The sequence below is a fragment of the Pseudomonas sp. P5_152 genome, assembly GCF_033989915.1.
Classification (GTDB): Bacteria; Pseudomonadota; Gammaproteobacteria; order Pseudomonadales; family Pseudomonadaceae; genus Aquipseudomonas.
Genome location: NZ_JASFAH010000002.1, coordinates 2,218,061 through 2,237,807, shown reverse-complemented (window position 1 = coordinate 2,237,807; position 19,747 = coordinate 2,218,061). Strand labels below are relative to the sequence as shown.

Annotated in this window: 20 protein-coding genes and 2 pseudogenes; 16 read left to right on the top strand and 6 right to left on the bottom strand. The window is 60.4% G+C overall.

Annotation, left to right across the window (positions count from 1 at the left end):
- Positions 1–29 precede the first annotated feature (29 nt).
- Positions 30–998 (bottom strand): polyprenyl synthetase family protein, encoded by a 969-nt coding sequence (locus QMK50_RS10155; RefSeq protein WP_095166627.1) that lies wholly within the window; start codon positions 996–998, stop codon positions 30–32.
- 240 nt (positions 999–1,238) lie between these two features.
- Here QMK50_RS10155 and rplU point away from each other — a divergent pair, with 240 nt between their 5' ends.
- From rplU to QMK50_RS10130, 5 genes are all read left to right on the top strand, one after another.
- Positions 1,239–1,553, top strand: a complete 315-nt coding sequence (gene rplU / locus QMK50_RS10150) for a 50S ribosomal protein L21 (protein ID WP_003176051.1) — start codon at positions 1,239–1,241, stop codon at positions 1,551–1,553.
- 35 nt (positions 1,554–1,588) lie between these two features.
- Entirely contained in the window at positions 1,589–1,864 is a 276-nt protein-coding gene (gene rpmA, locus QMK50_RS10145) for a 50S ribosomal protein L27 (RefSeq protein WP_093419745.1), read from the top strand.
- A gap of 193 nt (positions 1,865–2,057) precedes the next feature.
- On the top strand, positions 2,058–3,281 hold the full coding sequence (gene cgtA, locus QMK50_RS10140; protein WP_320333047.1) for an Obg family GTPase CgtA: 1,224 nt from the start codon (positions 2,058–2,060) through the stop codon (positions 3,279–3,281).
- Positions 3,282–3,404: 123 nt separating this feature from the next.
- Entirely contained in the window at positions 3,405–4,523 is a 1,119-nt protein-coding gene (gene proB, locus QMK50_RS10135; protein WP_095166492.1) for a glutamate 5-kinase, read from the top strand.
- A 15-nt stretch (positions 4,524–4,538) separates the two neighbouring features.
- A complete protein-coding gene (locus tag QMK50_RS10130; RefSeq protein WP_159998048.1) occupies positions 4,539–5,000 on the top strand; it encodes a CreA family protein in 462 nt (153 codons plus the stop codon).
- A 117-nt stretch (positions 5,001–5,117) separates the two neighbouring features.
- Here QMK50_RS10130 and rpsT read toward each other — a convergent pair whose 3' ends face one another.
- Positions 5,118–5,396 (bottom strand): 30S ribosomal protein S20, encoded by a 279-nt coding sequence (gene rpsT, locus QMK50_RS10125; protein ID WP_003185593.1) that lies wholly within the window; start codon positions 5,394–5,396, stop codon positions 5,118–5,120.
- Between the two features lie 252 nt (positions 5,397–5,648).
- On the opposite strand from rpsT, the gene murJ reads away from it, so the two are divergent.
- The 6 genes from murJ (at position 5,649) to ispH (ending at position 13,150) form a co-directional block, all read left to right on the top strand.
- Entirely contained in the window at positions 5,649–7,187 is a 1,539-nt protein-coding gene (gene murJ, locus QMK50_RS10120; RefSeq protein ID WP_320333046.1) for a murein biosynthesis integral membrane protein MurJ, read from the top strand.
- 129 nt (positions 7,188–7,316) lie between these two features.
- Complete coding sequence (gene ribF, locus QMK50_RS10115) at positions 7,317–8,255, top strand: bifunctional riboflavin kinase/FAD synthetase (RefSeq protein WP_095166498.1); 939 nt, start codon at positions 7,317–7,319, stop codon at positions 8,253–8,255.
- Between the two features lie 13 nt (positions 8,256–8,268).
- The gene (ileS, locus tag QMK50_RS10110) at positions 8,269–11,100 is read left to right on the top strand and encodes an isoleucine--tRNA ligase (RefSeq protein ID WP_159998043.1); all 2,832 of its coding nucleotides are present in this window, start codon (positions 8,269–8,271) and stop codon (positions 11,098–11,100) included.
- Complete coding sequence (gene lspA, locus QMK50_RS10105) at positions 11,093–11,605, top strand: signal peptidase II (protein ID WP_095166502.1); 513 nt, start codon at positions 11,093–11,095, stop codon at positions 11,603–11,605. The genes ileS and lspA overlap by 8 nt, the downstream gene beginning before the upstream one ends.
- Positions 11,606–11,612: 7 nt before the next feature.
- A complete protein-coding gene (fkpB, locus tag QMK50_RS10100; RefSeq protein ID WP_174244638.1) occupies positions 11,613–12,050 on the top strand; it encodes an FKBP-type peptidyl-prolyl cis-trans isomerase in 438 nt (145 codons plus the stop codon).
- 152 nt (positions 12,051–12,202) lie between these two features.
- On the top strand, positions 12,203–13,150 hold the full coding sequence (gene ispH, locus QMK50_RS10095) for a 4-hydroxy-3-methylbut-2-enyl diphosphate reductase (RefSeq protein ID WP_320333045.1): 948 nt from the start codon (positions 12,203–12,205) through the stop codon (positions 13,148–13,150).
- Here ispH and QMK50_RS10090 read toward each other — a convergent pair.
- Positions 13,127–13,666 (bottom strand): GspH/FimT family pseudopilin, encoded by a 540-nt coding sequence (locus tag QMK50_RS10090; protein ID WP_159998041.1) that lies wholly within the window; start codon positions 13,664–13,666, stop codon positions 13,127–13,129. The genes ispH and QMK50_RS10090 overlap by 24 nt on opposite strands.
- A 217-nt stretch (positions 13,667–13,883) precedes the next feature.
- On the opposite strand from QMK50_RS10090, the gene pilV reads away from it, so the two are divergent.
- From pilV to thiO, 5 genes and pseudogenes are all read left to right on the top strand, one after another.
- Positions 13,884–14,327, top strand: a complete 444-nt coding sequence (pilV, locus tag QMK50_RS10085; RefSeq protein ID WP_320333044.1) for a type IV pilus modification protein PilV — start codon at positions 13,884–13,886, stop codon at positions 14,325–14,327.
- Entirely contained in the window at positions 14,324–15,028 is a 705-nt protein-coding gene (locus QMK50_RS10080; RefSeq protein WP_320333043.1) for a PilW family protein, read from the top strand. Before pilV ends, QMK50_RS10080 begins: the two co-directional genes overlap by 4 nt.
- Before the next feature lie 9 nt (positions 15,029–15,037).
- A pseudogene (locus QMK50_RS10075) lies at positions 15,038–15,505 on the top strand (PilX N-terminal domain-containing pilus assembly protein); the annotation flags it as partial.
- A 156-nt stretch (positions 15,506–15,661) separates the two neighbouring features.
- Entirely contained in the window at positions 15,662–16,063 is a 402-nt protein-coding gene (locus QMK50_RS10070) for a type IV pilin protein (RefSeq protein WP_095166512.1), read from the top strand.
- Positions 16,064–16,120: 57 nt separating this feature from the next.
- Entirely contained in the window at positions 16,121–17,221 is a 1,101-nt protein-coding gene (thiO, locus tag QMK50_RS10065; protein ID WP_320333042.1) for a glycine oxidase ThiO, read from the top strand.
- A 9-nt stretch (positions 17,222–17,230) separates the two neighbouring features.
- Here thiO and QMK50_RS10060 read toward each other — a convergent pair.
- The 3 genes and pseudogenes from QMK50_RS10060 to QMK50_RS10050 form a co-directional block, all read right to left on the bottom strand.
- A pseudogene (locus QMK50_RS10060) lies at positions 17,231–18,184 on the bottom strand (sigma-54 interaction domain-containing protein); the annotation flags it as partial.
- Positions 18,185–18,287: 103 nt separating this feature from the next.
- Positions 18,288–18,524, bottom strand: a complete 237-nt coding sequence (locus QMK50_RS10055) for a PP0621 family protein (RefSeq protein WP_095166631.1) — start codon at positions 18,522–18,524, stop codon at positions 18,288–18,290.
- A 124-nt stretch (positions 18,525–18,648) separates the two neighbouring features.
- A complete protein-coding gene (locus QMK50_RS10050; RefSeq protein WP_095166515.1) occupies positions 18,649–19,665 on the bottom strand; it encodes an outer membrane protein assembly factor BamD in 1,017 nt (338 codons plus the stop codon).
- Positions 19,666–19,747 lie beyond the last annotated feature (82 nt).

The following is a 19,747-nucleotide window of genomic DNA, read 5'->3' as shown; positions in this document are numbered from 1 at the left end:
GCGAGCAAGCTCGCTCCTACAGATATCCCTTAGTGCGTGCGGGCGACCGCGAACTCGCTCAGCTCAACCAGGGCATCGCGGTACTCGCTGGCCGGCAGCATTTCCAGGCACTTGATCGCGCGGGCTACATAGTCGCGCGCCAATTGCGCGGTGTATTCCAGCGAGCCTGAGGCCTCCACAGCGGCGCGGATGCTCTCCAGGTCTTCGATGCCGCCTTTCTGGATCGCCTTGCGCACCAGGGCTGCCTGTTCTGGCGTGCCTTCGCGCATGGTGTAGATCAGCGGCAGGGTCGGCTTGCCTTCGGCCAGGTCGTCGCCGACGTTCTTGCCCAGGGTCTCGGCATCGCCGCGATAGTCGAGCAGGTCGTCGACCAGTTGGAATGCCACGCCCAGGTGATCACCAAAGGTGCGCAGGGCTTCGCTCTGCTCCGGGGTTGCACCCGCGAGGGCAGCAGCGCTGTGGGTCGAGGCTTCGAAGAGCATCGCGGTCTTGCCGCGAATGACTTCCATGTAGGTTTCTTCGGTGGTGCTGGCGTCGCGCACCTTGGACAACTGCAGGACTTCGCCTTCGGCGATGATCCGCGTGGCCTGGGAGAGGATCTTCATCACCGGCATGGAGCCCAGTTCGACCATCATCTCGAACGAACGCGAATACAGGAAGTCGCCGACCAGCACGCTCGGGGCATTGCCCCACATGGCGTTGGCAGTCGAGCGGCCACGGCGCATACCGGACATGTCGACCACGTCGTCGTGCAGCAGGGTGGCGGTGTGCAGGAACTCGATAGTGGCTGCCAGCAGGCGCATGTCATCGCCTTCGCGACCCAGGGCCTTGCCGCACAGCAGCACTAATAAAGGACGCAGGCGTTTGCCGCCAGCCGAGGTGATGTAGTCGCCGATTTTCGATACCAGCGGCACTCGGGAAGTCAGCTGCTTCTTGATGATGCCGTCGACGGCGCTAAAATCGTCCGCCACCGCGCGGTAGAAAGCTTGGGGTTGCATCAGCGACAGGTGCTCCATAAGGGTTGCGCGGCATGCTAGGACCCACGCCAGCGGGTGTCAAGGCACGATGGACGGCCCCTTGCAACGCGCTCGTGGCTTGCGTACAATCGCGCACCCTGAACTTCCTGGGCAGCACCTGCCTTACGCAATTGCAAACCGGCCTTCCAGCCTTATGCAGCCATGCCAGCCAATACCTCTTCTTATAAAGAGCTGGGTGAGCAGGATTATCGGAGAAATACCATGTCTTATGCAGTAATCGTTACTGGTGGCAAGCAGTACAAAGTTGCTCCAGGTGAATACCTGAAGATCGAAAAACTGGAAATCGCTACCGGCGAATCCGTTACTTTTGATCGCGTTCTGTTGGTTGCCAATGGCGACGACGTGAATATCGGCGCTCCAGTTGTTGCTGGCGCTACCGTTGTGGCTGAAGTGATCTCCCAAGGTCGTCACGATAAAGTCCGCATCATCAAGTTCCGTCGCCGTAAGCACCACATGAAGCGTATGGGCCACCGCCAGTGGTACACCGAGATCAAAATCACCGGTATTCAGGCTTAATTTCAGCCTAATTCCTCACTAGGAGAATTGAACTCATGGCACACAAAAAAGCTGGTGGTAGTACCCGTAACGGTCGCGACTCAGAAGCCAAACGCCTTGGCGTGAAGATGTATGGCGGCCAGGTTATCATTCCGGGCAACATCATCGTGCGTCAGCGCGGCACCCAATTCCACGCTGGCTACGGCGTTGGCATGGGCAAAGATCACACTCTGTTCGCTAAAATCGACGGCGTGATCAAGTTCGAAGTAAAAGGCGCTTTCAACCGCCGTTACGTGAGCATTGTCCCGAAGACTCCAGTCGTCGCGGCATAATTACGTAGTTGCTGGAAAAGCCCTGTCTTGCGACGGGGCTTTTTCGTTTGTGGGGTGAGTCTCTTGCAAAGCTGTTTGTGATGGGCGAAAGCAGTGGGTTTGCGGTCGTTGCTTGAGGTCGCTGCGCTCATTTTTGCAAGAGTCTTATGTCTTGGTTTTTTCGGCTCGTCCGTATGGCGAGAGGCGTTTTGTTATGAAGTTTGTTGATGAAGTATCGATTCGAGTAAAAGCTGGCGATGGCGGCAATGGTTGCATGAGCTTCCGTCGGGAAAAATTCATCGAGAACGGTGGTCCGAACGGTGGTGATGGGGGTGATGGCGGCTCGGTCTACATGATCGCCGACGAAAACCTCAATACCCTGGTGGACTACCGTTACACCCGGCACTTCGATGCCGAGCGTGGCGCCAACGGCGGCAGCACTGACTGCACCGGCAAGAAGGGTGAAGAGCTGGTATTGCGGGTTCCGGTCGGTACCACGGTGATCGATTCGGCAACCCAGGAAGTTATCGGCGACCTGACCAAGGCTGGTCAGCGGTTGTTGGTGGCGCATGGTGGCTGGCACGGTCTGGGTAATACCCGTTTCAAATCCAGTACCAACCGGGCGCCACGCCAGACTACGCCGGGCAAGCCGGGCGAGCAGCGTGACCTCAAGCTGGAAATGAAAGTGTTGGCGGACGTCGGCCTGCTGGGCTTGCCTAACGCCGGTAAAAGTACCTTTATCCGTTCGGTGTCGGCTGCCAAGCCGAAAGTTGCCGATTACCCGTTCACCACCCTGGTGCCAAACCTGGGCGTGGTCAGTGTCGATCGCTGGAAAAGCTTTGTCATTGCCGACATCCCGGGTCTGATCGAGGGTGCTTCGGATGGCGCTGGCCTGGGGATTCGTTTCCTCAAGCACTTGTCGCGAACCCGCCTGCTTTTGCATCTCGTCGACATGGCGCCGCTGGATGAAACCAGTGCAGCCGATGCCGCTGAAGTGATCGTCAGCGAACTGACCAAGTTCAGCCCGTCCCTGGCTGAGCGTGATCGTTGGCTGGTGCTGAACAAGTGCGACCAGATCCTCGAGGAAGAGCACGAAGAGCGCGTCAAGGAAATCGTCGATCGCCTGGAGTGGACTGGTCCGGTCTACGTCATCTCGGCTATCGCCAAAGAAGGCACTGAGCGCCTGACTCGCGACATCATGCGTTACCTGGAAGATCGTGCTGATCGCCTGGCCAACGATCCGGCGTACCGTGAAGAGCTGGCGGATCTTGACCAGCGCATCGAAGATGAAGCGCGTGCCCAGCTGCAGGCCCTGGATGACCAGCGTGCCCTGCGCCGCAGCGGCGTGAAGTCGGTCCATGACATCGGTGACGATGATTGGGATGAAGAAGATGTGGGTGACGAAGATGGTCCGGAAATCATTTACGTGCGTGACTGATACGTTGCGATAAACTTAAGCGCCGCTCCCTGGAGCGGCGTTTTAGTATCTGGAAATCGGTAGTCACGAATAACGTTATGGGCAGCACTGGGTCGTGCTGTCCTCAAGCTAAGGTTGAAGATCATGCGGAGCAAGGTGACAGGTGCGCAGCGTTGGGTCGTGAAGATCGGCAGCGCTTTGCTGACGGCTGACGGCAAGGGTCTGGATCGCGCGGCAATGGGCGTCTGGGTTGAGCAGATGGTGGCGCTGCACGAGGCGGGCGTCGAGTTGGTGCTGGTGTCCTCGGGGGCGGTGGCGGCAGGCATGAGTCGCCTGGGCTGGACTGCACGACCCAGTGCAATGCATGAGTTGCAGGCGGCGGCCGCTATTGGCCAGATGGGCCTGGTGCAGGCTTGGGAGTCGAGCTTCGCCGAGCATGGCCGGCACACTGCGCAGATCCTGCTGACGCATGATGACTTGTCCGATCGCAAGCGTTACCTCAATGCTCGCAGCACCCTGCGCGCGCTGGTCGATCTCAAGGTCATCCCGGTGATCAACGAGAACGATACGGTGGTCACCGACGAAATCCGCTTCGGCGACAACGATACCCTGGCGGCGCTGGTGGCCAACCTGGTCGAGGCGGACCTGTTGGTGATTCTTACGGACCGTGATGGCATGTTCGACGCTGATCCGCGGAATAACCCCGATGCCCAGCTGATTTACGAGGCGCGTGCCGATGATCCGGCGCTGGATGCGGTGGCTGGCGGTACGGGCGGCGCGCTGGGCCGTGGCGGTATGCAGACCAAGCTGCGTGCGGCGCGGCTGGCGGCGCGTTCCGGGGCGCACACGATCATCGTGGGCGGGCGTCTGGAGCGGGTGCTGGATCGCCTGAAGGCAGGCGAGCGTATCGGCACCTTGCTGTCGCCTGAGCGTGGCCTGCTGGCGGCGCGCAAGCAGTGGCTGGCGGGGCACTTGCAGACGCGCGGCACGCTGGTGCTGGATGCGGGCGCGGTTTCGGCCTTGTCCCAGGGCAACAAGAGCTTGCTGCCAGTCGGCGTCAAGCTGGTCCAGGGCAGCTTCCGCCGTGGCGAAATGGTTGTGTGCGTGGCGCCGGACGGTCGCGAGATTGCCCGTGGCCTGGCTAACTACAGCGCCCTGGAGGCGCAAAAAATCATCGGTCAATCGTCCGAGGCGATTGTCGGTTTGCTGGGTTACATGGCGGAACCGGAACTGGTTCACCGCGATAACCTGATTCTGGTTTGAGTGAAGGAAACGCGCATGCGCATGGCAAAGGGCTTGTTGGGGTTGTTGCTGGTGATGCCGCTATTGGCTTCGGCCGAAGAGATTGGTCAGGTGTCGACCGTATTCAAGTTTGTCGGGCCCAATGACCGTATTGTGGTCGAGGCCTTTGATGATCCCAAGGTCGATGGTGTGACCTGCTACCTGTCGCGCGCCAAGACCGGCGGAGTGAAGGGTGGCCTGGGGTTGGCCGAGGATCGTGCCGAGGCGTCCATTGCCTGTCGTCAGGTCGGGCCGATCAGCTTCAGGGGTGAGCTCAAGGATGGTGACGAGGTGTTCAAGGAGCGCACGTCCCTGGTGTTCAAGACCATGCAGGTGGTGCGATTTCTCGACAAGAAGCGCAATACCCTGGTGTACCTGGTCTATAGCGACCGCCTGATCGAAGGCAGTCCGCAGAATGCGGTGACGGCGATTCCGATTTTGCCGTGGGCTCAGCATTGATTTGATTCGAGGCTGGTAGGGGCGGGCAGCCACCCCTACGGTTTTTTGTATTGGTTTGATCAAATCGCAGGCAATAAAAAACCGACCCTGAGGTCGGTTTTTTAATGAGCGTGTCGCTTAGGCAGCAGCGGCAACGTTCAGAGCCTTTACGTGGCCATTCAGGCGGCTCTTATGGCGAGCAGCTTTGTTCTTGTGGATGATGCCTTTATCGGCCATACGGTCGATAACTGGCACGGCCAGAACGTAAGCAGCTTGCGCTTTTTCAGCGTCTTTTGCGTCGATGGCTTTAACTACATTCTTGATGTAGGTACGAACCATGGAACGCAGGCTGGCGTTGTGGCTGCGACGCTTCTCAGCCTGTTTTGCACGTTTTTTGGCGGAAGGTGTGTTGGCCACCGTCGAGCTCCTCGAAAGACTTTTTGGGAAATAGCAAACAAAATAGGCCGCGAATCATGCCGATGAGTTGAAGTCTTGTCAAGGGCGGTTGAGACGTTCCGCTAAGTGGTAGGTATAAAGCACCGGGATATTTCATTCCGGCGTACGACCTGTAAACTCGCGAGCTTTGGCTCTGTGCTGTTGCGGCGCGGAGTATCGCATAAGTAGGCGCATTGTTCGCCTGCTGTTTATCGACAGGCAAAAAACTCTTCCATGAACCTGCTTAAATCCTTGGCCGCCGTCAGCTCTATCACGATGATCTCCCGGGTTCTGGGATTCGTGCGTGACACCCTCGTCGCCCGTATATTTGGCGCCGGCATGGCCACGGACGCCTTCTTCATTGCCTTCAAACTGCCCAACCTGTTGCGGCGGATCTTTGCCGAGGGCGCGTTTTCCCAGGCGTTCGTACCGATCCTGGCAGAATACAAAAGTCAGCAAGGCGAGGAGGCGACCCGCACTTTCGTGGCTTATGTTTCGGGTTTGCTGACGCTGGTGCTGGCGCTGGTGACGATCATCGGGATGATCTTTGCGCCCTGGGTGATCTGGGCCACGGCCCCGGGTTTTACCGATACCCCGGAAAAGTTCGAGCTGACGGCCAGCCTGCTGCGGGTCACGTTCCCTTATATATTGCTGATCTCCCTGTCTTCGCTGGCTGGGGCGATTCTCAACACCTATAACCGGTTCTCGGTGCCGGCGTTCGTGCCGACCCTGCTCAACGTCAGCATGATCATCTTCGCGCTGTTCCTCACCCCCTACTTCGATCCGCCGGTGATGGCGCTGGGTTGGGCGGTGCTGGCTGGCGGCTTGGCGCAGTTGCTTTATCAGCTGCCACACCTGAAAAAGATCGGCATGCTGGTGCTGCCACGGCTGAACCTGCGTGATAGCGGGGTCTGGCGCGTGATGAAGCAAATGCTGCCGGCGATCCTCGGGGTTTCGGTCAGCCAGATTTCGTTGATCATCAACACCATTTTTGCTTCTTTCCTGGTGGCCGGCTCCGTGTCCTGGATGTACTACGCCGATCGGCTGATGGAGTTGCCATCAGGGGTGTTGGGCGTGGCCCTGGGCACCATTCTCCTGCCGACCCTGGCCAAGACCTATGCCAGCAAGGACCGCCACGAATACTCGCGCATTCTCGACTGGGGCCTGCGCCTGTGCTTCGTGCTGGTGCTGCCCTGTGCGCTGGCCCTGGGGATCCTCGCGGAGCCGTTGACCATGTCGCTGTTCCAGTACGGTCAGTTCAGTGCCTTTGATGCGTCGATGACCCAGCGAGCGCTGGTGGCGTATTCGGTCGGATTACTGGGGATTATCGTGATCAAGGTGCTGGCTCCAGGCTTTTACGCGCAACAGAACATCCGCACCCCGGTAAAAATCGCAATTTTCACCCTGATAGTCACCCAACTGTTCAACCTGGCCTTGGTCGGTCCGCTGCAGCACGCGGGCCTGGCGCTGGCCATTAGTGGTGGGGCGTGCCTGAACGCCGGCCTGTTGTTCTATCAACTGCGCAAGCAGAATATGTATCAACCGCAGCCGGGCTGGGGCAAGTTTGCCCTTAAGCTGTTGCTGGCGGTGGCCGTGATGTCCGCAGTACTGCTGGGGACAATGCATTTCATGCCGGCCTGGAGCGACGGTCACATGCTCGAGCGTTTCCTGCGTCTGGGCGTGCTGGTTGGTGCTGGGGTGGTAACGTATTTCGGCATGCTGGCGCTGCTGGGCTTCCGTCTGCGGGACTTCAATCGCAAGGCGTTGAGCTGACGCCAATGCTGGAATAATCGCGAGCCAGGCGTCGGTTTTGTCGGTTCGATCACTTTGGGTTACGGTGTTGCCTGTCGTCGGCCGCCGGGTGTGGTTATAATCGACCACTTTATGAGCAAGAAGCGCGTTATGCAGCTGGTTCGAGGCCTCCACAATCTGCGCCCCCAGCATCGGGGCTGCGTCGCCACTATTGGCAACTTTGACGGTGTTCACCGTGGTCACCAGGCTATCCTGGGCCGGCTGCGTGAACGTGCGCTTGAGTTGGGCGTACCCAGCTGCGTGGTGATTTTCGAGCCCCAGCCCCGCGAGTTTTTTGCGCCCGACACCGCGCCCGCGCGTCTTGCTCGCCTGCGCGACAAGCTGCAACTGCTGGCAGACGAGGGCGTTGACCGGGTGTTATGCCTGGCGTTCAACCAGCGCTTGAGCAAGCTCAGCGCCGCCGAATTCGTCGACACCATCCTGGTCGATGGCCTGGGCGTCCAGCATCTGGAGGTCGGTGACGATTTCCGCTTCGGCTGTGACCGGGTAGGGGATTTCGATTTCCTGCAGCAGGCGGGTAGCGTCCAGGGTTTTACCGTGGAAGCGGCGCAGACGGTCGAGCTGGACGGTCTGCGGGTCAGCAGCACCCAGGTGCGAAACGCCCTGGCCGCCGCTGATTTCGAGTTGGCTGAGCGTTTGCTCGGGCGGCCGTTCCGGATTGCCGGGCGGGTCCTGCACGGGCAGAAGCTGGCGCGCCAGTTGGGTACGCCAACGGCCAACGTGCAACTCAAGCGCCGTCGCGTGCCGCTGACCGGGGTGTACCTGGTGAGTGTCGACCTCGACGGCAAGACCTGGCCAGGCGTCGCCAATATCGGCGTCCGGCCAACGGTCGCAGGTGACGGCAAAGCCCACCTTGAAGTCCATATACTCGATTTTGCCGGCGATCTGTATGACCGGCGTTTGACGGTGGTTTTCCACCACAAGCTGCGTGATGAGCAGCGTTTCGCCTCTCTGGAGGCGCTTAAGACGGCGATCAATGCGGATGTCGCCGCCGCCCGTGCCTATGCCGCACCTAGCGCCAATCGCTAATGAAGAGCCTTAAATGACCGACTATAAAGCCACGCTAAACCTTCCGGACACCGCCTTCCCAATGAAGGCCGGCCTGCCTCAGCGCGAACCGCAGATTCTGCAGCGCTGGGACAGCATTGGCCTGTACCAGAAGTTGCGTGAGATTGGTAAGGATCGTCCGAAGTTCGTGCTGCACGACGGTCCTCCGTACGCCAACGGCACCATTCATATCGGTCACGCGCTCAACAAGATTCTCAAGGACATGATCATTCGTTCGAAGACCCTGTCGGGCTTCGACGCACCTTATGTTCCGGGCTGGGACTGCCACGGCCTGCCGATCGAGCACAAAGTCGAAGTGACCCACGGCAAGAACCTGGGCGCGGACAAGACCCGCGAACTGTGCCGTGCCTACGCCACCGAGCAGATCGAAGGGCAGAAGTCCGAGTTCATCCGCCTGGGTGTGCTGGGCGACTTCGCCAACCCGTACAAGACCATGGATTTCAAGAACGAGGCCGGCGAAATCCGCGCCTTGGCTGAAATCGTCAAGGGTGGTTTCGTGTTCAAGGGCCTCAAGCCCGTGAACTGGTGCTTTGACTGCGGTTCGGCCCTGGCCGAAGCGGAAGTCGAATACGAGAACAAGAAGTCCTCGACCATCGACGTTGCCTTCCCGATTGCCGATGAAGCCAAACTGGCTACGGCTTTCGGCCTGGCATCGCTGGGCAAGCCGGCTTCGATCGTGATCTGGACCACCACCCCGTGGACCATCCCGGCCAACCAGGCGCTCAACGTTCACCCGGAGTTCAACTACGCCCTGGTCGACGTCGGTGACCAGCTGCTGGTGCTGGCTGAAGAGCTGGTGGAATCGTGCCTGGCCCGCTATAGCCTGGAAGGTTCGGTCATCGCGACCACCACCGGTAAAGAGCTGGAGCTGATCAACTTCCGTCACCCGTTCTACGATCGCCTGTCGCCGGTTTACCTGGCGGACTACGTCGAACTGGGCGCTGGCACCGGCGTGGTTCACTCCGCCCCGGCCTACGGCGTGGACGACTTCGTGACCTGCAAGAAGTACGGCATGGTCAACGACGACATCCTCAACCCAGTGCAAAGCAACGGTGTGTACGCGACGTCGCTGGAGTTCTTCGGTGGCCAGTTCATCTGGAAAGCCAACCCGGCCATCGTCGACAAGCTGACTGAAGTGGGTGCGCTGCTGCACACCACCATCATCGAACACAGCTACATGCACTGCTGGCGTCACAAGACCCCGCTGATCTACCGCGCCACCGCGCAGTGGTTCATCGGCATGGACAAAGAGCCGGCAACTGGCGAGACCCTGCGCAAGCGTGCGATCAAGGCCATCGAAGAGACCAAGTTCGTTCCGGCCTGGGGCCAGGCACGCCTGCACTCGATGATCGCCAACCGTCCTGACTGGTGCATCTCCCGCCAGCGCAACTGGGGTGTGCCGATCCCGTTCTTCCTGAACAAGGAAAGCGGCGAACTGCACCCGCGTACCGTTGAGCTGATGGAACTGGTGGCCCAGCGCGTCGAAGTCGAAGGCATCGAAGCCTGGTTCAAGATGGACGCTGCCGAGCTGCTGGGCGATGAAGCGCCACAGTACGACAAAATCAGCGACACCCTCGACGTCTGGTTCGATTCGGGCACCACGCACTGGCACGTCCTGCGCGGTTCGCACCCGATGGGCCACGAAAGCGGTCCGCGTGCCGACCTGTATCTGGAAGGTTCGGACCAGCACCGTGGCTGGTTCCATTCGTCCCTGCTTACCGGTTGCGCCATCGACAACCACGCGCCGTACCGCGAGCTGCTGACCCACGGCTTCACTGTCGATGAGTCCGGCCGCAAGATGTCCAAGTCCCTGGGCAACGTGATTGCGCCACAGAAGGTCAATGACACCCTGGGCGCCGACATCATGCGTCTGTGGGTGGCTTCGACCGATTATTCGGGTGAAATGGCGGTTTCCGAGCAGATCCTGCAACGCAGTGCGGACGCCTACCGGCGGATCCGTAACACCGCGCGCTTCCTGCTTTCCAACCTGAGCGGTTTCAACCCGGCCACTGACATCCTGCCGGCCGACGAAATGCTCGCCCTGGACCGTTGGGCCGTGGACCGCACCTTGCTGCTGCAACGCGAGTTGCAAGAGCACTACGGTGAATACCGCTTCTGGAACGTCTACTCCAAGATCCACAACTTCTGCGTGCAGGAGCTGGGCGGTTTCTACCTGGACATCATCAAGGACCGCCAGTACACCACCGGCGCCAACAGCAAGGCCCGCCGTTCGGCGCAAACCGCGCTGTACCACATCTCTGAAGCGCTGGTGCGCTGGATCGCGCCGATCCTGGCCTTCACCGCCGACGAGCTGTGGCAGTACCTGCCGGGCGAGCGTAACGAATCGGTAATGCTCAACACCTGGTACGAAGGCCTCAGCGAACTGCCGGAAGGCTTTGAGCTGGACCGCGCCTACTGGGAGCGGATCATGGCGGTCAAGGTGGCGGTCAACAAGGAAATGGAAATCCAGCGCGCTGCCAAGGCGGTGGGTGGCAACCTGCAAGCCGAAGTCACGCTGTTCGCCGAAGAAGCGCTGAGCGCCGACCTGGCCAAGCTGAGCAACGAACTGCGCTTCGTCCTGATCACCTCGACCGCGAGCATTGCCCCGTTCGTGCAGGCACCGGCCGACGCAGTCGCGACCGAAGTCAGCGGCCTGAAACTCAAGGTGGTCAAGTCGGGCTTCGCCAAGTGCGCCCGTTGCTGGCACTGCCGCGAGGACGTCGGGGTGAACCCGGAGCATCCGGAAATCTGCGGTCGTTGCGTTGACAACATCAGCGGCGCAGGCGAGGTTCGTCACTATGCCTGATGCTGCTAGCCGTTTCGGACGGTTGAGCTGGCTGTGGTTGAGCCTGCTGGTCCTGGTCATCGACCAGGCCAGCAAGTTCTACTTCGAAGGTTCGTTGACGATGTACCAGCAGATCGTGGTGATCCCCGATTACTTCAGCTGGACCCTGGCCTACAACACGGGTGCGGCCTTCAGCTTCCTGGCTGATGGCGGTGGTTGGCAGCGTTGGCTGTTCGCCTTGATTGCGATCGTGGTCAGTGGCGTGCTGGTGGTCTGGCTCAAGCGCCTGGGGCGCAACGACACTTGGCTGGCCGTCGCCCTGGCGCTGGTGCTGGGCGGGGCGCTGGGCAACCTGTACGACCGCATTGCCCTGGGCCATGTGATCGACTTCATTCTGGTGCATTGGCAGAACCGCTGGTATTTCCCAGCGTTCAACTTTGCCGATAGCGCCATCAGCGTCGGCGCCGTGATGCTTGCGCTGGATATGTTCAAAAGCAAGAAAACCGGAGAAACCGTTCATGACTGAACAGGTATTGGCTGAGCAACGCATCGGTCAGAACACGGAAGTCACTTTGCATTTCGCATTGCGCCTGGAGAACGGCGACACCGTCGACAGCACTTTCGACAAAGCCCCGGCGACCTTCAAGGTCGGCGATGGCAACCTGTTGCCAGGTTTCGAAGCCGCCTTGTTCGGCTTCAAGGCGGGCGACAAGCGTACACTGAGCATCGAGCCAGAGCGTGCGTTTGGCCAGCCCAACCCGCAGAACGTACAGATCATCCCGCGCTCGCAGTTCCAGGACATGGAGCTGTCCCCGGGTTTGCTGGTGATCTTCAACGATGCGGCCAACACCGAGCTGCCGGGTGTGGTCAAGGAATTCGATGACACGCAAGTGACCATCGACTTCAACCACCCGCTGGCGGGCAAGACCTTGACCTTTGACGTAGAGATCATCGACGTCAAAGCGCTCTAACCGACTAAGCCGGCCTTTTGTAGGAGCGAGCTTGCTCGCGATGATCGTTAACGATGACGCGTATATCCTGGATAAACGCGGTGTCTTTGAGTTTTTCGCGAGCAAGCCGCAAGCGGGCACCCGCTCCTACAGGGCAAGACACGAGGCACAGCATGCAAATCAAACTCGCCAATCCCCGTGGCTTCTGCGCCGGTGTGGACCGGGCGATCGAAATCGTCAACCGCGCCCTGGAGGTCTTCGGGCCGCCGATCTATGTGCGCCACGAAGTGGTCCATAACAAGTTCGTGGTTGAAGACCTGCGTGCACGCGGAGCGATTTTCGTCGAGGAACTGGATCAGGTGCCGGATGACGTCATCGTGATTTTCAGCGCCCACGGGGTTTCCCAGGCTGTTCGCAGCGAAGCCGCAGGCCGTGGCCTGAAGGTGTTCGACGCAACTTGCCCGTTGGTGACCAAGGTGCATATCGAAGTCGCGCGCTATAGCCGTGACGGTCGCGAGTGCATCCTGATCGGGCATGCCGGTCACCCGGAAGTCGAAGGCACCATGGGCCAGTACGATGCCAGCAACGGCGGTGCGATCTACCTCGTCGAAGACGAAAAGGATGTTGCCGCCTTGCAGGTGCATAACCCGGACAAGCTCGCCTTCGTCACCCAGACCACCTTGTCGATGGATGACACCAGTCGGGTGATCGACGCCTTGCGCACGCGTTTCCCGGCCATTGGCGGTCCACGCAAGGACGACATCTGCTACGCCACGCAAAACCGTCAGGATGCGGTCAAGCAACTGGCCGACGAATGCGATGTGGTGTTGGTGGTGGGCAGCCCCAACAGCTCCAACTCCAACCGCCTGCGTGAACTAGCCGAGCGCATGGCTACCCCGGCCTACCTGATCGACGGCGCCGAAGATTTGCAGCGCAGCTGGTTCGATGGCGTCGAGCGGATCGGCATCACCGCCGGGGCTTCGGCACCGGAAGTGCTGGTTCGTGGGGTAATCCAGCAGTTGCACGCCTGGGGTGCCTCCGGTGCCGATGAACTGGCCGGTCGCGAGGAGAACATCACCTTCTCCATGCCCAAGGAACTACGGGTTCGCTCCCTGCTTTGATCCCGCGCACAAGGCCTGCTCCGCCTTGTCGTGGCGCAGGCTGACGCGGCCGCTTCTGGACAGCACCACCTGATGGTGACTGATTGGCTGGCGGCTCGCGCAGATGTGCAACGTCCCTACCTGAAAAGTACCTGCGGGCAATAACGGCTCGCCCAGGCTGCTGAATCGTACAAAACGCCTGACCCATTGATTGCCGACGATCAGCGGCGTCCCGCCAGTCTGGTGCTGGCGCAACAGTGGGTTGCTGCTGTCCTCCTGGCCGCGACCACTGAGGTCCAGGATGATTCGCCAGCCCTGGCTCCAGTCATCGTTCAAGCCATGCACCACCACCGCCTGATTGCGCAGCAGCGCCTCGCTGCGCGCATTGCGCAGGCCGCTGGCAAGGCTCAGGGCCGCGCTTTCCCGGCGCACTGACTGCGCGTATTGACTGAGCGCCGGCACGCTGAGGTGCAGCGCCATGGCGGCAATGGCCAGGCCTACCAGCAACTCGATCAAGCCCAGGCCTTTTTGATCCATGACGGCTCCTTCCCTGGAGTTACGAGGTATCCCTAGGTGTAGCTGTTGGCGGCACAGGGCGGCGGCCAATCATTGTGCAAAAGGTTTCGCTGCGTAGGGCCGCACTGGCGCAGTCGCGAATGTATTGCGCCTTGTTCCGGGGGCGAGCAGCGACGCGCAGCCGGCGCTAACCTTCCTGGTGATCAGGATCGATCACAGGGAGGTAGGAACCGTGCGGATGACGGTAGCGGGTGCACAGGGCGGTGTGACTTTGATTGAAGTGATGGTGGCCTTGCTGATTCTGACTGCAGGGTTGCTAGGGGCGGCGGCGGTTCAGCTCAATGCCTTGAAATACACCGACAGCTCGCTGATGAGCAGCCAGGCGAGTTTTATTGCCTACGACATGCTGGACCGGATTCGCGCCAATGTGGCGGCTGACTACAGTCTCCCTGCGCCGATATCGGGCCCTGTGGTGTCGGCACGGAATCAGGACCTGGCGGATTTCCACAGCCATATCCGCGAGTTCGGTGGCCCTAGCGCCCGCGGCAGTATCAGCCACGCTCAAGGCCTGTACAGCATCACCATTACCTGGGATGACGCACGCGCCGCCGGTATTGCGGATACCCGGCGCAGCCTGGTCTTGAGCAGTCGTGTCGCGGTCGAACCGCTGGGGGCGCCATGAGCAACAGGTGCCGGGGGTTCAGCCTGATCGAGCTGCTACTGGCGTTAGCCATCAGCCTGGCGGTAGTGCTGGGTGTGACGCAGATCTTCATGGCGGCGAACAACACCTACCGCGCGCAGAACGCAGCGGCCGGCATGCAGGAGGATGCGCGTTTTGTCTTGAGCAAGTTGCTGCAGGAGATTCGCATGGTCGGTGTGTTCGGTTGCCTGCAAAACATCACCGATGCCAGTGAAAGCGGGGATTTCAGTGCTGGCCGCAACGCACCGATCAAATGGGACAACACCTTGAAAAAGCTCAGCCTGGTCACCGCGGACGTTGGCGGCAATGGCGGCGTGCCGACCTGGACGGTAGTGTCGGACTGTCGCACCCGGGCCACTGCCTACAGTAAGCGACAGAGCCCGGCAGTGGGAGAAATTGCCTTAGCGATTCGCCGCCTGGATTACCGCCTGCGTGATGACGAAATCCTGCTGACGGCAGGTGACAGCACGCAGGCCCTGGTCAGCAACGTCAAGGCCTTTGCCGTGAGTTTCGGTCTGGCCGACAGTGCCAGCGGTACTGCAGTTTCCAGTTACAGCTCGAACCCCGGCGACCCGGCGCGGATCCGCAGCGTACGCTTGACCCTGACTCTGGCAGATCCCGGCCAGCGTGTGCGCGATCAAACCTTCAATGTCGTGGCCAGCTTGCGTAACCGCTTGCCTTAGGAGGCGCTGATGACGTCTCTCAAGACAAGAGCCCAGTCGGGCATGGCGCTGTTGCTGAGCCTGGTGTTCCTCTCGCTGTTGACGCTGATCGGGGTTGCGGCGATGCAGAACGCCACACTCCAGGAAAAACTGGCGGCAAGCCTGGTCGCGCGCAATCAGTCATTCCAGGGGGCGGAGGCGGCCCTGCGGATTGGCGAGAGTGCCGTGCAGCGTAGCAGCTACTTATTGCCGGAGTGCGCTGGGGGGATACGCTGCGGGCCGCCGGCCGAATCCTCGGTGGTCACCTCGGCTGGGTTCAACGCCACGTCCGGGGTGACCTGGATCGCCGCCGCCAATGGTGTTTATGGGGTGCAGAGCCTGGGCAGTATCACGGGGGCGGTGCGGGTTCCGGTGGATACCAGGGCCACGCTGTATCGGGTCAGCGCAGTGGGGCTGGGTGGCCATTCACGTACGGTGGTGGAGAGTATTTATGCCAAGATCGAGAGCGAAGCCGCTGCGATCGGCGGTAAGATGCTCGGCACCTGCTTGGCTGGGGAGACCCTCGGCGATGGCAGGCCCTGCGCGGTTGAAAACAGCGATGGCGGCAGCCGTCGAATCATGTGGCGACAAATACAGTAAGTGAGACTTGAGGCAATGCGTAGATTCAACCAAGGCTTTACCCTGATCGAAATCATGATTGTGATCGCGATCATCGGCATTGTGGTGACCATATCCGCTCCGCTGCTCACCGAGTACGTGAAAAAGACCCACCGTAGCGAGATCGCAGGGCTGCTGTCAGAGCAGGCGCAGTTGCTTGAGCGGTTCCACTCCCAAAACAATGTCTACAGCAATGCCACGGGACTGAGTGCTGGTAACGAGTACTACAGCATCGTCCCGACCCTGGCGGATCAAAGCTTCCTGCTGACGGCCGTGCGTAAGTCTGACGCCAGCATGGCCAGCGACAAATGTGGCGATCTCACGCTGAGCAACACCGGTGTGATGGGCATGAACAATGCGGCAGCCGAGCTGACTAGCAAAGATTGCTGGGGCCGCTGAGGCGCTTTTTCGGGGTGCGGCTTGCACCCCCTGTCTTTTTTACTGTTGGATCAGATGATGGCCAAGCAAGAGCAAGTGGTGATTGTCGGCGGCGGAGTGATCGGCCTGCTGACGGCGTTTAATCTGGCGCCCCATGTAGAGCGGGTGATCCTGCTGGATCGTTCCAGTCTTGGCCAGGAATCTTCCTGGGCGGGCGGCGGTATCGTTTCGCCGCTGTATCCATGGCGCTACAGTCCGGCAGTCACGGCCTTGGCTCATTGGTCCCAGGACTTTTATCCACAGTTGGCCGAGCGCTTGTTCGCCGCCACCGGGGTCGACCCTGAGGTTCATACCACGGGCTTGTACTGGCTGGACCTGGAGGACGAAGCCGAGGCGCTGGCCTGGGCGCAGCGGGAGAATCGCCCGCTCAGTGCTGTGGATATCTCGGCCGCTCACGACCACGTGCCCGTGTTGGGGTCAGGTTTTTCTCGGGCGATCTACATGGCAGATGTGGCCAACGTGCGTAACCCGCGCCTGGTCAAATCACTCAAGGCGGCATTGCTGGCGCTGCCCAACGTGACCGTTCACGAACAGTGCGAGGTCAGCGGCTTCATTCGCCAGGGTGAGCGAGTGCTGGGAGTCGAGAGTTCCAGCGGCCCGATCCTGGGTGATCAGGTGGTGTTGACCGCAGGTGCCTGGAGTGGCGATCTGCTCAAGACCCTGGGCCTGGTTTTGCCGGTGGAACCGGTGAAAGGCCAGATGATTCTCTACAAGTGTGAAGCGGGCTTTCTCTCGAGCATGGTTCTGGCCAAGGGCCGTTACGCCATTCCACGTCGCGACGGCCACATCCTGATCGGCAGCACCCTGGAGCACGAAGGGTTCGACAAGACGCCAACCGAGACTGCGCTGGAAAGCCTCAAGGCTTCGGCAGTGGAGTTGATTCCAGCGCTCGCACGGGCCGAAGTGGTTGGGCATTGGGCGGGGCTGCGTCCCGGTTCACCAGAGGGTGTTCCCTATATTGGTGCGGTGCCGGGGGTTGGCGGGTTGTGGCTCAACTGTGGGCATTACCGCAATGGCCTGGTACTCGCACCCGCTTCCTGCCAGTTGTTCGCCGATGTGTTGCTGGGACGCGAGCCAGTGATCGATCCGGCCCCCTATGCACCGGCTGGACGGATCTGAGGCTGCGCTTCACTCCAGACCGAGCTTTTTCAACCGGTAACGCAGGGAGCGAAACGACAGGCTCAAGCGCTGGGCGGCTGCCGTGCGGTTCCAGCGGGTTTGCTCCAGGGCCTGGAGAATCACCCGGCGCTCGATCTCCTCCAGGTAATGCTGGAGGTTGTCGACCTGCTTCAGGTCGCAGAGAGGGGCGTCCTCACTGGCACTAGCGCTGCCATCGGCTTGGATCAGCCGCAAATCACTGGTTCCTATCTGCTGGTTTTCACACAGTGTGTGGGCGCGTTCGAGCATGTTTTCCAGTTCGCGGACGTTACCCGGAAAACCATAGCCCTTGAGGGCCTCCAGGGCTTGCGGCAGCAGGTGTGCGAGGGGCGCGCCCGTGTCGGCGGCCAGGCGTTTGAGCATCTGGGTGGCCAGCAGCTCTATGTCACCGCGGCACTCGCGTAACGGCGGCACGCGCAGCTCGATCACGTTCAGCCGATAGTACAGGTCCTGACGAAATCGTCCGGCGCTGACTTCCGCGTCCAGGTTCTTGTGCGTGGCACAGAGTATTCGCGTATCAATCAGGCTTTCGTGTAACTGCCCGATGCTGCGCACGGCCTTTTCCTGAATGGCCCTGAGCAGTTTGACCTGCATGCCCAGTGGCAGGTCCGCGACTTCATCAAGGAACAGGGTCCCTGCATTCGCTGCCTGGAACAACCCGGGTTTGTCTTCGATGGCGCCGCTGAAACTGCCTTTGCGGTGACCGAAAAATTCGCTTTCCATCAGGTCCGTCGGGATGGCCCCGCAGTTGACAGGGACGAAAGGCTGGCTGGCGCGTGGGCCTTGATCGTGAATCAGCCGGGCAACCAGCTCTTTGCCACTACCTGATTCGCCGCTGATGTACACCGCAGCCTGGCTTTGGGCCAGTTTGTCGATCTGCTGGCGCAGGCTACGGATGGGCAGCGAATCACCCAGCAGGCGCCGGAGCCGGCAGGGGGGAGCCGGAATATGCTGGGAAGTCTTCAACGTCGTGTCCGTCCGTGGGCTAACGTTTGTCGCCGCTACTTGAGTAGCGGCAGGTAATGTCTCAACGATCCCGCGAGCTTGGGCCTTGCTCAAGGTGGCCCTGGCTGCAATACCACTGTTGCTGCAGGCTCAGGGCGCGGTCGCGTGGCAGGTGAACACCGCAGTGGGCGCAACGGACCATGGGTGGTGCATTTTGCTCGCTGGGTGTCGGGCGGGAGGCGTCGGCGGGGCGCTTGAACTTGCGCCAGAACCATACCGCAGCAGCAATCAGGGCAATCCAGAACAGTAAACGAAGCATGGTCAGCGGCTTTTTGGGAGGATGATTGGGCAGTTTAGCCAAGGTCTCATCCAGCGCACAGCGCTATAAAATCCGGAAATAAAAAAGGAGACTCGAAAGTCTCCTTTTGTGTACCTGGCGGGTATCAGTCGAACACGCCGAAGGTCATGTAGCTGAACCAGGAGCGGTCGTCGTTGCTGCCTTCCGCTTCGTGTTGCTCTTCTTCGACAGCATCGCCGTCTTGTGGCTTGAGCTCGGCCGGGATGGAGTCCTTGGCATCCTGATACTGCTTCATGATGTCCTGGTTGGCGCGGGTTTCACCCGGCGGCAGCGGCGGACGGGACTCGATCAGGCCCAAGGTGGCCTTGCTGGCCCACGAACGGTTGTCGGCTTCGGCAACCCGTGGCACGAACTGACCGTCCACCAGGCTTGAGTGATTCGGGTAGTTCAGCTTCAGGGTTTCCAGGCTGGTATTGGCCAACTCGTCCAGGTGCAGGCGCTGGTAGGCTTCGACCATCACGGCCAAGCCATCACCGACCGATGGTGTTTCCTGGAAGTTTTCCACCACGTAGCGACCGCGGTTGGCCGCTGCGACATAGGCCTGACGGGTCAGGTAGTAGTCGGCAACGTGGATTTCGTAGGAGGCCAGCAGGTTGCGCAGGTAAATCATGCGCTGCTTGGCGTCCGGCGCGTAGCGGCTGTTGGGGTAGCGGCTGGTGAGCTGGGCGAATTCGTTGTACGAGTCGCGGGCTGCACCTGGGTCACGCTTGGTCATGTCCAGCGGCAGGAAGCGCGCCAGCAGGCCAACATCCTGGTCAAACGAGGTCAGGCCCTTGAGGTAATAGGCATAGTCGACGTTCGGGTGCTGGGGGTGCAGGCGGATGAAGCGCTCGGCAGCCGACTTGGCAGCCTCGGGCTCGGCGTTCTTGTAGTTCGCATAAATCAGTTCGAGTTGAGCCTGGTCCGCATAGCGACCGAAGGGATAACGCGACTCCAGGGCCTTCAGCTTGGCTGTGGCCGCGGTGTAGCTGTTGTTGTCCAGATCGGTCTGAGCCTGCTGGTACAGCTCGACTTCGCTGAGGTTTTCGTCTACGACTTCCTTCGACGAGCAAGCAGCGGTCAATGCGAGGATGGCGATCAGCAGCAGGTGTTTCACTTGCATGGCGGCTTGCGTCCCTATGACGGCCGCTGTCTTGGGCGGGGCCGTCCTGTTATGATGAGTGCCCCGTTGAATAGCCTCGGGG